Annotated in this window: 14 protein-coding genes; 6 read left to right on the top strand and 8 right to left on the bottom strand. The window is 62.2% G+C overall.

All coding sequences use genetic code 11. The features are described from left to right. Positions 1–159: 159 nt before the first annotated feature. Together J4D28_RS05060 and J4D28_RS05055 are read right to left on the bottom strand one after the other, a co-directional pair. A complete protein-coding gene (locus J4D28_RS05060) occupies positions 160–1,119 on the bottom strand; it encodes a leucyl aminopeptidase (RefSeq protein WP_103331164.1) in 960 nt (319 codons plus the stop codon). Between the two features lie 70 nt (positions 1,120–1,189). After that, entirely contained in the window at positions 1,190–1,327 is a 138-nt protein-coding gene (locus J4D28_RS05055; RefSeq protein WP_007930088.1) for a hypothetical protein, read from the bottom strand. A gap of 1,041 nt (positions 1,328–2,368) precedes the next feature. On the opposite strand from J4D28_RS05055, the gene J4D28_RS05050 reads away from it, so the two are divergent. Beyond that, the gene (locus J4D28_RS05050; RefSeq protein WP_016702274.1) at positions 2,369–3,790 is read left to right on the top strand and encodes an amino acid permease; all 1,422 of its coding nucleotides are present in this window, start codon (positions 2,369–2,371) and stop codon (positions 3,788–3,790) included. A 104-nt stretch (positions 3,791–3,894) separates the two neighbouring features. Next, entirely contained in the window at positions 3,895–4,308 is a 414-nt protein-coding gene (gene arfB, locus J4D28_RS05045) for an alternative ribosome rescue aminoacyl-tRNA hydrolase ArfB (RefSeq protein ID WP_029526192.1), read from the top strand. A 22-nt stretch (positions 4,309–4,330) separates the two neighbouring features. Here the strand turns inward: arfB and J4D28_RS05040 are convergent, their stop codons facing one another. From J4D28_RS05040 to phhA, 6 genes are all read right to left on the bottom strand, one after another. Next, positions 4,331–5,530 carry an MFS transporter gene (locus tag J4D28_RS05040; protein WP_016702272.1) on the bottom strand — a complete coding sequence of 400 codons (1,200 nt, stop codon included), beginning with the start codon at positions 5,528–5,530 and terminating at the stop codon, positions 4,331–4,333. A 113-nt stretch (positions 5,531–5,643) separates the two neighbouring features. After that, positions 5,644–5,826 (bottom strand): hypothetical protein, encoded by a 183-nt coding sequence (locus J4D28_RS05035; RefSeq protein ID WP_025805162.1) that lies wholly within the window; start codon positions 5,824–5,826, stop codon positions 5,644–5,646. 81 nt (positions 5,827–5,907) lie between these two features. Continuing rightward, positions 5,908–6,039 carry a hypothetical protein gene (locus J4D28_RS30395; RefSeq protein ID WP_009047668.1) on the bottom strand — a complete coding sequence of 44 codons (132 nt, stop codon included), beginning with the start codon at positions 6,037–6,039 and terminating at the stop codon, positions 5,908–5,910. Between the two features lie 229 nt (positions 6,040–6,268). After that, positions 6,269–7,465: an amino acid aminotransferase gene (locus J4D28_RS05030; RefSeq protein ID WP_009047669.1), complete on the bottom strand. Its 1,197-nt coding sequence runs from the start codon at positions 7,463–7,465 to the stop codon at positions 6,269–6,271. After that, a complete protein-coding gene (locus J4D28_RS05025) occupies positions 7,465–7,821 on the bottom strand; it encodes a 4a-hydroxytetrahydrobiopterin dehydratase (protein WP_007930096.1) in 357 nt (118 codons plus the stop codon). The genes J4D28_RS05030 and J4D28_RS05025 overlap by 1 nt, the downstream gene beginning before the upstream one ends. A gap of 69 nt (positions 7,822–7,890) precedes the next feature. Next, the gene (phhA, locus tag J4D28_RS05020) at positions 7,891–8,682 is read right to left on the bottom strand and encodes a phenylalanine 4-monooxygenase (protein WP_007930098.1); all 792 of its coding nucleotides are present in this window, start codon (positions 8,680–8,682) and stop codon (positions 7,891–7,893) included. Positions 8,683–8,987: 305 nt separating this feature from the next. On the opposite strand from phhA, the gene J4D28_RS05015 reads away from it, so the two are divergent. The 4 genes from J4D28_RS05015 to flgH all read left to right on the top strand — a co-directional run bounded on the left by J4D28_RS05015 (position 8,988) and on the right by flgH (position 13,225). Beyond that, complete coding sequence (locus J4D28_RS05015) at positions 8,988–10,553, top strand: sigma-54-dependent phenylalanine hydroxylase transcriptional regulator PhhR (RefSeq protein ID WP_009047670.1); 1,566 nt, start codon at positions 8,988–8,990, stop codon at positions 10,551–10,553. Positions 10,554–10,905: 352 nt separating this feature from the next. Continuing rightward, positions 10,906–11,646, top strand: a complete 741-nt coding sequence (locus J4D28_RS05010; RefSeq protein WP_009047671.1) for a flagellar basal body rod protein FlgF — start codon at positions 10,906–10,908, stop codon at positions 11,644–11,646. A 45-nt stretch (positions 11,647–11,691) separates the two neighbouring features. After that, positions 11,692–12,477, top strand: coding sequence for a flagellar basal-body rod protein FlgG (gene flgG / locus J4D28_RS05005; RefSeq protein WP_009047672.1), 786 nt, complete (start codon positions 11,692–11,694; stop codon positions 12,475–12,477). Between the two features lie 52 nt (positions 12,478–12,529). Next, positions 12,530–13,225 carry a flagellar basal body L-ring protein FlgH gene (gene flgH / locus J4D28_RS05000; protein WP_009047673.1) on the top strand — a complete coding sequence of 232 codons (696 nt, stop codon included), beginning with the start codon at positions 12,530–12,532 and terminating at the stop codon, positions 13,223–13,225. Position 13,226 lies beyond the last annotated feature (1 nt).

Genomic DNA, 13,226 nt, shown 5'->3' with positions numbered 1-13,226 from the left:
CAAGCTGTAGGCAACAAGAAAAAACGCCAACCTCAGGGTTGGCGTTTTTTTTGCGCTTTGGCGCATCGCGAGCAAGCTCGCTCCTACAGAAGAGCGATCCATCCCTGTAGGAGCGAGCTTGCTCGCGATAGCGGAATCGATATCGACACCCTCGTTGGCTCAGAACACGAACCTGCCATCGAACACCGGCTTGTCGTCCAGCGCCAGCACCCCGCTGGCAAAGATCAGGTCCAGGTGATGGCTACCCTTGGCACCGCCGCCCAGCCCCAGGTGCAGGCCGCAATGGCGCTCCTCGAACCCCGAGTTGCGCGCGTAGAGGTCTTTCACCCCTTCGTTGGTGCCGATGCCCAGTTCCTCGATGCGCCGGTTGGACGGGTTGGCGTCCAGGTATTTGTTGAAGTCCTCCGCCAGCCCCGGCACATCGGTGGCGATGTGGCTGATGGTGGAGTTCTCGATCCACAGTTCCAGTGGCGATTGCAGCACGCCGTACTTGCGCGCGAAGGGGATGGTGCCGAGGAAGGTGCCGACGAATTTCACCCGGCCATTGATGGCCTCGCTGTGGCTGGCGATTTCTCCGGGGGCCAGGTCGTAGTTGCCCACGCCGTTGATGTTGGTCCACTTCTTGATGCTGTCCAGCGGCGCTTCGAAGTACGAGCCGTGGTCGTCGCGAAAGCTCAGGGTGGTGGCCTCGGACATATGCTGGATCAGGGTCGCGTTGAGCTCGGCGATGCGTTGCGGCTCGACGCTGAAGGTGTCGTAGAAGTAGTCGCCGTAGTCCTTGAACAGCAGCGATTTCTTCCAGTTTTCGGCCATCACGCCCTGCAGCGCCTGGATGAATTCCGGGCCTTGCGGGCGGGGCGGCGAGAGGGTGGAGGAGTCGTAGAAGAAGATATACAGATCGCAGTCGGCGATGGCCTGGGTCAGCACCGAGGTGGGCTCGAGGTCGAGGCGCAGGGCAGTGAAGCAAAAGGGCTCACTGGCCTGCTCGATGATGGCGGCGCTGGTGGCGGTGTACTCGGCGGTGTGGCCGATCAGGACCCTGGCGCTCTGGCGGTCGGCCAGGGCTGGATGGTGTTCGAGGTAGTAAAGGAAATGCCGGATGGCTGCGGTGTTGTCCATGGATCCTCCCTGACAGACAGCGAGTGGAGGCAGGGGCGACCGCCGGGCCGCTCCTGCCTGATGGCCGTTTTTACAAAGGCCACATCGCCGTGCCGAACGGCACTACCGCATCGGCTTGCATCATTTCCACCGCGGCCTCGTGGGTCGCTGCTTCAAACCAATCGTCCAGTTGCAGTTCAGTGTCCAAGTCTTTTTCCAGTGCTTGCATCGTGAATCTCCTAGATGACTTTTCGGATAAAAGCAGTCGGTGAGGCGGCTCGGGCGTTCTACGGGGGAGTGCGTGAAAACCCTGGCTGCTCAACGTGGCCGCTCGGCTTGCCGGGGGTGTGGTCCGGCAAGTGGCTGGAAACCTAGTCCAGGGTTTTTTGAAATGCAAAAAAATAATTGAATTATTTTTATTGAACTTTTTGTTCTGTTTTTGCGTTGAAAAATTATCAAGAAAAAACAAAAAGCTGAGCGAATAGACAGATAAAAAACCGCTGGCCGTCAATTTGCAGTCGCCGCGGATGCCGATCTGAAGTGGAAAAAATACGTTCCACTCTGTAAAGAAATGCTGACGAAAAACCCGCTATCGAGTCATGGAATCGAGCCTCGTCCAGCGCTGTAAGAAAAACCTTCCGGCGCTGCCTGGATATTGCCCGCCGTCGGGCTCCAAGCCGCTTGTTCCGCGGCCTCAAGGCGGGTGTGATGCAGCCCATGCCTGTGTGCAGGTGCATAACAAGAAGGAGGCGCAATGTACGCCGTGGCTCACCTCAACCGATTCCCACCGAAGGACGATTGCTATCGTACCTTTGTCGACGACCCCGATAGGGCTGTCCCGAACCTTGCCGCCGATGCCAGGCATCGAGCAGGCCCCGTGCGATTCCGGCCCCCGACGCGCTGATAAGCTGCGTCTGGCGGCAGGGAGTCAGGGGTGTACAATGCGCGGCGTTTTAACTGTGACCCAACTGCGTATCCGCGCATTTTGCGCCCCAACGACTGCTTTCGACGCATGACGAGCCCTGGCTCGAATGCTCGAGACACGCTCCCAAGGCCAATAATCTCAAGGCTATCCGCCTTGTTCACTCCGCCGCGTCACAAGCGTGGTGGGTTCGATTTCGTCACAGATAAAAACAAACAGGTGACGCATGACCGTTAAACAAACGCTGAACTCCTGGTGCCTGCGCTGGGGTTTGATCCGCGCTGCTTAAGCCTGCTGTCGGCTGCAACGTCTATCGAACATCATCAAACCTTGCGTGAGACCCTTTTCATGAGTGGACAAAACTCGCATTCAGGCGAGCTGAAACGCGGCCTGAAAAATCGCCATATTCAACTGATCGCCCTGGGCGGCGCGATCGGTACCGGATTGTTCCTGGGCTCTGCCGGCGTGCTCAAGTCGGCCGGGCCGTCGATGATCCTCGGCTATGCCATCTGCGGCTTCATCGCCTTCATGATCATGCGCCAGCTCGGCGAGATGATCGTCGAAGAGCCGGTGGCCGGTTCCTTCAGCCATTTCGCACACAAGTACTGGGGCGGTTTCGCCGGTTTCCTGTCGGGCTGGAACTGCTGGATTCTGTACATCCTGGTGGGCATGTCGGAGCTGACCGCGGTCGGCAAGTACGTGCACTACTGGTGGCCGGAGGTGCCGACCTGGGCCTCGGCCGCAGCGTTTTTCGTGTTGATCAACCTGATCAACCTGGCCAACGTCAAAGTCTTCGGTGAGGCCGAGTTCTGGTTCGCGATCATCAAGGTGGTGGCCATCGTCGGCATGATCGCCCTGGGTAGCTACCTGCTGGTCAGCGGTCACGGCGGCCCGCAGGCCTCGGTGAGCAACCTGTGGGAACACGGCGGGTTCTTCCCCAATGGCGTCAGCGGCCTGGTGATGGCCATGGCGATCATCATGTTCTCCTTCGGTGGCCTGGAGATGCTCGGCTTTACCGCGGCCGAGGCCGACAAGCCGAAGACCGTGATTCCCAAGGCCATCAACCAGGTGATCTACCGCATCCTGATTTTCTACATCGGTGCCCTGGTCGTGCTGTTGTCCCTGACCCCGTGGAACAGCCTGCTGGAGACCCTGAATGCCTCCGGCGATGCCTATAGCGGCAGCCCGTTCGTCCAGGTGTTCTCGATGCTGGGCAGCGACACCGCGGCGCACATCCTCAACTTCGTGGTCCTGACCGCGGCCTTGTCGGTGTACAACAGCGGCACCTACTGCAACAGCCGCATGCTGCTGGGCATGGCCGAGCAGGGCGACGCGCCGAAAGTCCTGGCGAAGATCGACAAGCGTGGCGTGCCGGTGATGTCGATCCTGGCCTCGGCGCTGGTGACTTTCGTCGCCGTGGTGCTCAACTACCTGATCCCGCAGCACGCCCTGGAGCTGCTGATGTCGCTGGTGGTCGCGACCCTGGTGATCAACTGGGCGATGATCAGCTACTCGCACTTCAAGTTCCGCCAGCACATGAACCGCACGAAACAATCGCCGCTGTTCAAGGCGCTGTGGTACCCCTACGGCAACTACGTCTGCCTGGCGTTCGTGGTGTTCATCCTCGGCATCATGCTGATGATCCCGGGCATCCAGATCTCGGTGTACGCGATTCCGGTCTGGGTCGCTTTCATGTGGGTCTGCTACGGCATCAAGAACAAGCGCAGCGCGCAGCACAGCCTGCAGGCGGCCAACGCTTCGCTGAAGTGACACCTGCGCGGTAACGAAAAACCCGGCCTCGGCCGGGTTTTTTGTGGGCGCTGCAAATCCGCAGGCGCGGTATCCTGAACGCCCTGAAAGCGGATTCCTTTTCCATGCTGGTGATTTCCAACAACGTGCATCTGCCGGATGCCGAGATCGAGTTGACTGCCATTCGCGCGCAAGGCGCGGGTGGGCAGAACGTCAACAAGGTCTCCAGCGCGGTGCACCTGCGCTTCGACATTCCGGCCTCGTCCCTGCCGCCGTTCTACAAGGAGCGACTGCTGGCGCTGCGCGACAGTCGCATTACCAGCGATGGGGTGATCGTCATCAAGGCCCAGCAATACCGGACCCAGGAACAGAACCGCGCCGATGCCCTGGAGCGCCTGGTGGCGTTGATCCTCGACGCGATCAAGGTGGAGAAGAAGCGCCGCCCGACCAAGCCGACCCTGGGCTCGAAGACCCGGCGCCTGGAATCCAAGAGCAAGCGCGGCAACATCAAGGCCGGCCGCGGCAAGGTCGACTACTAGGCTCTGTACGACAAGTACCGACCTAGCGCTCGCCGCGCTCCTCGCGATACTTCGGCGCCTGGCGGTACAGGTAGAGGCTCAGCAGCAAACCGCTACAGGCCGCGAGGGCGGCGAACAGGAAGATCGAGGCAAAGCCGAAACCGGCGGCAATCGCCCCGGCCAGCGGTCCGGTGATCCCCAGCGAGAGGTCGATGAACAGCGAATAGGCGCCCACCGCCGCGCCGCGGCTGGAGGCGGGGACCAGGTTGACCGCTTCCACCCCCAGCGCCGGGAATACCAGGGAGAAGCCGAAGCCGCTCAACGCCGCGCCGGCCAGGGCCCAGTGGGCATCCGGCGCCAGCCACAACAGTAGCAGGCCCAGGGTTTCCACCGACAGGCAGGCGATCGCCACGCGAAAGCCGCCGAGGCGGTTGATCAGGTTGCCGAACAGCAGGCGCGCACCGATGAAACTGGCGCCGAACAGGCTCAGGCACAGCACTGCGTTGGACCAGTTCTGGGTGGCGTAATACAGGGTGATGAAGGTGGCGATGGTGCCAAAACCGATCGAGCCCAGGGCCAGGCCACAGCCATGGGGGAACACCCGGCCCAGGACATGGATGAACGGCAGGCGCTCACCGGCAACGATCGGCGCCGCCAGTTTCGGCCAGGCCAGCGCCAGGCCGAGGAACGCCAGCAGGATGATGCTCACGCCCATGCTCCACAGCCCCAGGCGATCCACCAGCAGCACCCCCAGCGGCGCGCCAACGGCCAACGCGCCATAGCTGGCGATACCGTTCCAGGAAATCACCTTGGCGGTGTTCTGCGCGCCGACGCGGCCGATGCCCCAGCCGATGGAGCCCGAGCCCACCAGGCTCTCGGCGCTGCCCAGCACCAGGCGCCCGACCAGCAGGCTGGCCAGGCTCAGCACCGGCAAGCTGCTCAGCCATGCCGACAGCAGCATGAACACGCCGCTCAGGCCGCAGCCGGCCAGGCCGTACATCACTGCGCGCTTGCTGCCCAGGTTGTCGATGATCTTCCCGGCATAGGGGCGGCTGAGCAGGGTGGCCAGGTATTGCACGCTGATCACCAGCCCGGCGATCACCGCGCCGAAGCCCAGCTCGCTGTGCACGTAGCCTGGCAGCACGGCCAGGGGGATGCCGATGTTCAGGTAGCCGATAAAGGTGAAAAGGACGATGGAGACGACTTGCAGCGTGACCGCCAAGGGGCGCTGGGTATCTGGCATGGGAAAGGTCCACGGACGCGGCAGAGATAGATAGGCTGCTTATGATACCGAGGGTTGAAACGATTCAGGTGGAGAAATCGATGGGTTGGCGCAAGTTTTTGCGCGCCGCGGGCTCAGGCTTGGGCTGGGGCCAGCAATTGTGTGGTGACCAGGGCGGCCAGGGCGTTTTCCTGGGTACCGAAGCGCGCCAGCAGGGCGGCCTGTTTTTCCGGCGTCAGGCGGTTCCAGATCTCGATCATTTTTTCGGCGGTGCCGATCAGCACACTGGCTTGGGTTTCGCTGAAGGTGTCGGTCATGGAGGCGGTTCTCGAAAGCGGGTTTCAGGCGGTGTGGAAAGCGCATCAAAGAGCGCTTTCCACACTGTCTGGGTGTTGCGGTCAGTCTTCGCTGTCGGCCTTGTGGCTGGAGGCGGCTTCTTTCGGCTCGGGCTGTTGGGCGCCGGCTTGTTGCGGGGTTGTCTGCTCAGTTTCGTGCAGGCTTGGGAAGGGGAGATTAGGAATCTCGTGCATGTTCGTTGCTCCTCGCAAGGTCTGTTTTTTAAATCGCTGGGTAGATCCGCGCTTTTAAAAAGCCTGGGCAGGATACAGCACTGGAAATGACAAAAAGATTTTTATCTGGGGTTTTAGGATGAAAGGAGTTTCATCGGACGGGGGGCTTTTAACGGCATCGCGGGCAAGCCTCGCGCTTACGGAATCAGGTGACATCCGTAGGCGCCAGGCTTGCCCGCGATAGCTTTTTTCAGTTTTTGCAGACTTCGGCGATGGCTTCGGCCAGCAGGTCCAGGCGGGTGGCGTCGATACCGGCGACGTTGGCCCGGCCGGAGCTGACCATGTACACGCTGTGCTGGTTGCGCAACGTGGCGACCTGTTCCGGCGTCAGGCCGGTGTAGGAGAACATCCCGCGTTGCACGCCGATGTGAGCGAAGCGTTCGGCCAGGCCGAAGGGTTGCAGCGCTTCCACCAGGCCCGAGCGCAACTGGGCGATGCGCAGGCGCATGGCTTCCACTTCGTCGGCCCAGAGGCTTTTCAGTTCCGGGTCGCCGAGGATGGTGGCGACCACCGCGGCGCCGTGATCCGGCGGGGTGGACCACAGGTTGCGGGCGATGTGGGCCAGCTGGCTGCGTACATCCAGCAGCTTTTCCGCGTCCCGGGTGCAGACGATCAGTGCGCCGGTGCGGTCGCGGTACAGGCCGAAGTTCTTCGAGCAGGAACTGGTGATCAGCAGCTCGGGCAGTTCGGCTGCGAACAGGCGCACCGCCCAGGCATCCTGCTCCAGGCCGTCGCCGAAGCCCTGGTAGGCGAAGTCGATCAGCGGCAGCAGGTTGCGGCTGCGCACCACGTCCAGTACCCGATGCCAGTCGTCGTGGCTCAGGTCGAAACCGGTGGGGTTGTGGCAGCAGGCATGCAGCAGCACCACGTCGCCCTTGGGCACCTGGTTCAGGGTCGCCAGCATGGCCTCGACGTCGAGGCGATTGTCGCTGCCGACGTAAGGGTAGTGGCTGACCTGGATGCCGGCGGCGGCAAAGATGGTTTCGTGGATCGGCCAGGTCGGGTTGCTCAACCACACGCCACGGCCCGGCAGGCAGTGGGCGATGAAGTCGGCGCTCAGGCGCAGCGCGCCGGTGCCGCCCGGAGTCTGGGTGGCGCCGGCGCGTCGTTCGGTGATCAGCTGCGAATCGGCGCCCAGCACCAGTTCATTGATCACCTTGCCAAAGGCCGCGTCGCCGTGGCCGCCGATGTAGATCTTGGTGGTCTGCCGGTCGACCAGGCGCTGCTCGGCCAGCTTGACCGACTGCGGGATCGGCGTCAGCCCCTGGGAATCCTTGTAGACACCGACGCCGAGGTCGAACTTGCGTGGGTTGCTGTCCGACGCATAGGCCTCCATCAGGCCAAGAATCGGGTCGCCGGGTACTCGGCCTATGGCGTCGAAATGCATTACTTGCGTCCTTCTGCGGTCTTGGCCACTTCGTCGGTGCGAGCGGCCATGATGAAGTCGTTGCGGTGCAGGCCCTTGATGGAGTGGCTCCACCAGGTCACGGTGACCTTGCCCCATTCGGTGAGCAGGCCAGGATGATGACCTTCTGCCTCGGAAATTTCACCCATTGCGTTGGTAAAGGCCAGGGCAAATTTGAAGTTTTTGAACAGGAAGACTTTTTCCAGCTGCATGACGCCATCGCGCACTTCGATGTTCCAGTCGGGGATCTGCTTGATCAGCACCGGCAGTTCTTCGTCGCTGACTTGTGGGGCATCGGCACGGCAGGCTTCGCAATGGGCTTGGTTGAGAGCGGTCATGGTGGGTTCCTGAAATCGGTTCTTGTTGGAAATTACGGGTTTTATGAGCGCTGCGCGAGGGCAGGGTGCTCAGGCCGCCTTGGGTTTGGGCGGAAACTTGGGTGCGTGCAGGCCCATCTGCATGCCCTGGTGCACCAGGGCCATGATGTCTTCATGGGCCAGGTCGAACAGGCGCTTGAGGTTGGGCAGCACAAAGTAGATAGGTTGCAGGATGTCGATGCGGTACGGGGTACGCATCGCTTCCAGCGGGTCGAAGGCCTGGTGTTCGGGCACGTCCGACAGGCAGTAGACGGTTTCCTTCGGCGAGGAGAGGATGCCGCCGCCGTAGATGCGCTGGCCTTGCGGGGTGTCCAGCAGGCCGAATTCGATGGTCATCCAGTACAGGCGCGCCAGGTACACCCGTTCTTCCTTGGTGGCCTGCAGGCCGAGCTTGCCGTAGGTGTGGGTGAATTCGGCGAACCAGGGATTGGTCAGCAGCGGGCAGTGGCCAAAGATCTCGTGGAAGATGTCCGGCTCTTGCAGGTAGTCCAGTTCTTCGCGGGTACGAATAAAGGTCGCGACCGGAAACTGTTTGCTGGCGAGCAATTCGAAGAAGGTCTGGAAGGGGATCAGCGCCGGCACCCGGGCTACCTGCCAGCCGGTGGTTGCGCCCAGCACCTTGTTGATTTCGCCCAGCTGCGGGATGCGGTCGTGGGGCAGGCCGAGTTTCTCGATGCCGTCCAGGTATTCCTGGCACGCGCGACCCTCGATCACTTTCAGCTGACGAGTGATCAGGGTGTTCCACACCGCGTGTTCTTCATCGGGGTAGTGGATAAAACCTTGCGCGTCGGGCTCGCGGGCCACGTACTGCGTCTGCTTCATGCTGCTCTCCTGTCAGGGGCTGCTTCTTGTTATCAGTTGACGCTAGAGATAACCCAAGGTTGCAGCCCATGCAGCAGGTTGACGTGAACGTAATGGGCGGATCAGGGCCGATTTCGTAAAGTTTTCGTTACGAAAGCGTCGCGGGTCCGCTATTACTGAGAATAGTCGATTTGAAAAGGCCGGTGACTGTCACATAATCTTGACGATTATCTGCGCCACACCGCAGAAAGTTCGTGCCGGACGGTGCCAAAAACGCCGCTTTCTGGCGTTCACGCCCTCCATTACCTGTTTCGGGCCTTTCCTTTATGCGTATCAAAGTCCACTGCCAGAATCGCATCGGCATCCTGCGCGACATTCTCAACCTGCTGGTGGAGTACGGCATCAACGTCGCCCGGGGTGAGGTGGGCGGCGAGCATGGCAATGCCATCTATCTGCATTGCCCGAACCTGATCAACCTGCAGTTCCAGGCGCTGCGGCCGAAGTTCGAGTCGATCGCCGGGGTGTTCGGGGTCAAGCGGGTCGGGCTGATGCCCAGCGAGCGGCGGCATATGGAGCTCAATGCCCTGCTCGGGGCGCTGGAGTTCCCGGTGTTGTCCATCGACATGGGCGGTTCCATCGTCGCCGCCAACCGCGCGGCGGCGCAGCTGTTGGGCGTACGGGTGGACGAGGTACCGGGGATTCCGCTGTCGCGCTATGCCGAGGATTTCGACCTGCCGGAACTGGTGCGGGCCAACAAGTCGCGGATCAACGGCCTGCGGGTCAAGGTCAAGGGTGACGTGTTTCTGGCGGACATCGCGCCGCTGCAATCGGAGCACGACGACAGCGAGGCCATGGCCGGCGCGGTGCTGACATTGCACCGCGCGGATCGGGTCGGCGAGCGCATCTATAACGTGCGCAAGCAGGAGTTGCGCGGCTTCGACAGCATCTTCCAGAGCTCGAAAGTCATGGCCGCGGTGGTGCGCGAAGCGCGGCGCATGGCACCGCTGGACGCGCCGCTATTGATCGAGGGCGAGACCGGCACCGGCAAGGAACTGCTGGCGCGCGCCTGCCACCTGGCCAGCCCGCGCGGGCAATCGCCGCTGATGGCGCTCAACTGCGCCGGCCTGCCGGAATCCATGGCCGAGACCGAGCTGTTCGGCTACGGGCCGGGGGCCTTCGAGGGCGCCCGGGCCGAAGGCAAGCTTGGGCTGCTGGAGCTGACCGCCGGCGGCACGCTGTTTCTCGACGGGGTCGGGGAGATGAGCCCGCGCTTGCAGGTCAAGCTCCTGCGCTTTCTGCAGGATGGCTGCTTCCGTCGGGTCGGCAGCGACGAAGAGGTGTACCTGGACGTGCGGGTGATCTGCGCGACCCAGGTCGACCTGTCGGAACTGTGCGCCCGCGGCGAGTTCCGCCAGGACCTGTATCACCGGCTCAATGTCCTGTCCCTGCATATTCCACCGTTGCGTGAATGCCTCGACGGCCTGACGCCGCTGGTGGAACACTTCCTCGACCAGGCCAGCCGACAGATCGGCTGCGCCTTGCCCAAGCTGGCGCCGGCGGCCATGGAGCGCCTCAGCCATTACCACTGGCCAGGCAACGTGCGGCAGCTGGAAAACGTGCTGTTCCAGGCGGTGTCCCTGTGCGACGGCGGCACGGTCAAGGCCGAACACATCCGCCTGCCGGACTACGGCGTGCGCCAACCCCTTGGCGACTTCTCCCTGGAAGGCGGCCTCGACGACATCGTCGGGCGCTTCGAAAAGGCCGTCCTCGAACGCCTGTATTCCGAGCACCCCAGCAGCCGCCAGCTGGGCAAGCGCCTGGGCGTGTCGCACACCACCATCGCCAACAAGCTGCGCGAATACGAAGTGGGCAAGGGCGCTGGCGAGAGCTGAACTCTTGTAGCCGCTGCCGCAGGCTGCGATCGAGTCCGAAGGGCTCGCAAGGCTGGCAGCGTATTACCTCGATCAGATCGCGGGTATGGGGTTGGCGTCTGCTTCGCAGTCAATCGCAGCCTGCGGCAGCGGCTACAGAGCCTTGTTGCGCTGCAGAGGCCGAGCCTTGCCGTAAGCGGCATATCTGCGCCGGTTTTTCGTCTTTGACACAATCGCTCGATTTCCTTCGATCGCCCTCAAGCTCCCGGATTTCCTGCCTTCGGCCGCCCGAAAAACAAGTTGGTGCGCTTATTGCTTATGGCTCAGCAGTACAGCGGTGGACGGCAAACGTCCGACATGCAGAGGAAAGACTGTGGACAAGTACCTTTATGTGGCCATGACCGGTGCCAGCCAGAATGCGCTGGCGCAAAAGGCGCATGCCAACAACCTGGCGAACATCTCCACCAACGGTTTTCAGCGCGACCTGGAGCAGGCGCGTTCGATGCCGGTGTTTGGTGACAGCTTTCCGGCGCGGGCCTTTGCCATGTCCGAGCGTCCGGCTACCGATTTCACCCCGGGCTCGCTGGTGGAAACCGGTCGCGACCTCGACGTGGCGGTCAGCGGCAATGGCTGGATCGCCGTGCAGACCCCGGATGGCGGTGAAAGCTACGTGCGCACCGGCAGCCTGAATATCGACGCCCTGGGCGTGTTGCGTGCCGGCAACGGCATGCCGGTGATCGGCAACGGCGGCCCGATCGCCGTGCCGCCGGAGCAGCAGGTGGAAGTCGGCCAGGACGGCACCATCAGCATCCGCGCCATGGGCGAAGGCCCACGGGTGATGGCCGAGGTCGACCGCATCAAGCTGGTCAACCCGGACCTGAAGAACATGACCAAGGGGCTGGACGGTTCGATCCATACCAAGGACGGCAAGCCGGCAGCGGCTGACGCCAATGTGCAACTGGTCTCGGGTTTCCTCGAGTCGAGCAACGTCAATGCGGTCGAGGAAATGACCTCGGTGCTGGCGCTCTCCAAGCAGTTCGAACTGCACATCAAGATGATGAACACCGCCAAAGAAGACGACCAGGCCATGGCTCGGGTCTTGCAGATCAGCTAATTACCAGTACGTCGCGCCGTAAAACAGGCGCACGAGGAGAATCGAATGCTTCCGGCTCTGTGGGTTGCCAAAACAGGTCTGTCCGCCCAGGACACTAACCTGACCACCATTTCCAACAACCTGGCGAACGTTTCGACCACGGGCTTCAAACGTGATCGCGCCGAGTTCCAGGACCTGCTGTATCAGATCAAGCGTCAGCCTGGCGCCCAGTCGACCCAGGACAGCGAGCTGCCGTCGGGCCTGCAACTGGGTACTGGTGTGCGCATCGTCGGCACCCAGAAGAATTTCACCGCCGGCAGCCTGCAGACCACCGAGCAGCCGCTGGACATGGCCATCAACGGCCGCGGTTTCTTCCAGATACTGCAACCGGACGGCACCACTTCCTACACCCGTGACGGCACCTTCCACCTGGACTCCAACGGCCAGATCGTCACCGCCAACGGCTTCGCGCTGGAACCGGCGATCGTCGTACCGAACGATGCCCAGACCTTCACCGTGGGCCAGGACGGCACCGTCTCGATCACCACCGCCGGCAACCCGGCCTCGCAAGTGATCGGCAACCTGCAGACCGCCGACTTCATCAATCCGGCCGGCCTGCAAGCGACGGGCAACAACCTGTTCCTGGAAACCGCCGCCAGTGGCGCGCCGCAAGTCGGTACCCCGGGCCTCAACGGTTTCGGCACCACCCTGCAGAACACCCTGGAAACCTCCAACGTCAGCACCGTTGAGGAGATGGTCAACATGATCACCACCCAGCGCGCCTACGAGATGAACTCCAAGGTGATCTCCACCGCCGACCAGATGCTCTCGTTCGTCACGCAGAATCTGTAATCAAGTCCTAGGGGCGGCCCAGCGGCCGCCTGCAGCACCATGAGGTAGGGTCATGAATCGCTTTGTATCTGTTCTCGCACTGAGTGGGTTCGTCGTGCTCGCGGGCTGCGTGGCCCCGCCACCGAAGCCCAATGACCCGTATTACGCTCCGGTGTTGCCGCGTACTCCGTTGCCGGCTGCGGCCAACAACGGCTCGATCTACCAGGCCGGCTTCGAGCAGAACCTGTACAGCGACCGCAAGGCGTTCCGCGTGGGCGACATCATCACCATCACCCTCAACGAGCGGACCCAGGCGAGCAAGAACGCCAACTCGCAGATCGACAAGAACAGCAAGACCGGCATCGGCCTGACTTCGTTTTTCGGTGGCGGCCTGAGCACCAATGACCCGATAGGTAGCGGTGACCTGAGCCTCGATGTCGGCTACAGCGGCGACCGGGCCACCAAGGGCGACAGCAAGTCCGGCCAGAGCAACAGCCTGACCGGCTCGATCACCGTGACGGTGGCCGACGTGTTGCCCAACGGCATCATCGCCGTGCGTGGCGAGAAGTGGCTGACCCTCAACACCGGCGACGAGCTGGTGCGGATTGCCGGCCTGGTGCGTGCCGACGATATCGCCACCGACAACACGGTGTCCTCGACCCGCGTCGCCGACGCGCGCATCACCTATTCGGGTACCGGTGCCTTTGCCGATGCGAGCCAGCCGGGCTGGTTCGACCGTTTCTTCCTCAGCCCGCTGTTCCCTTTCTAGG

The sequence above is a fragment of the Pseudomonas sp. GW531-T4 genome (assembly GCF_017349615.1).
Lineage (GTDB): Bacteria > Pseudomonadota > Gammaproteobacteria > Pseudomonadales > Pseudomonadaceae > Aquipseudomonas > Aquipseudomonas chlororaphis_I.
The sequence above is the reverse complement of the archived record's forward strand: the minus strand, read 5'-3'. Positions and strand labels throughout refer to the sequence as shown.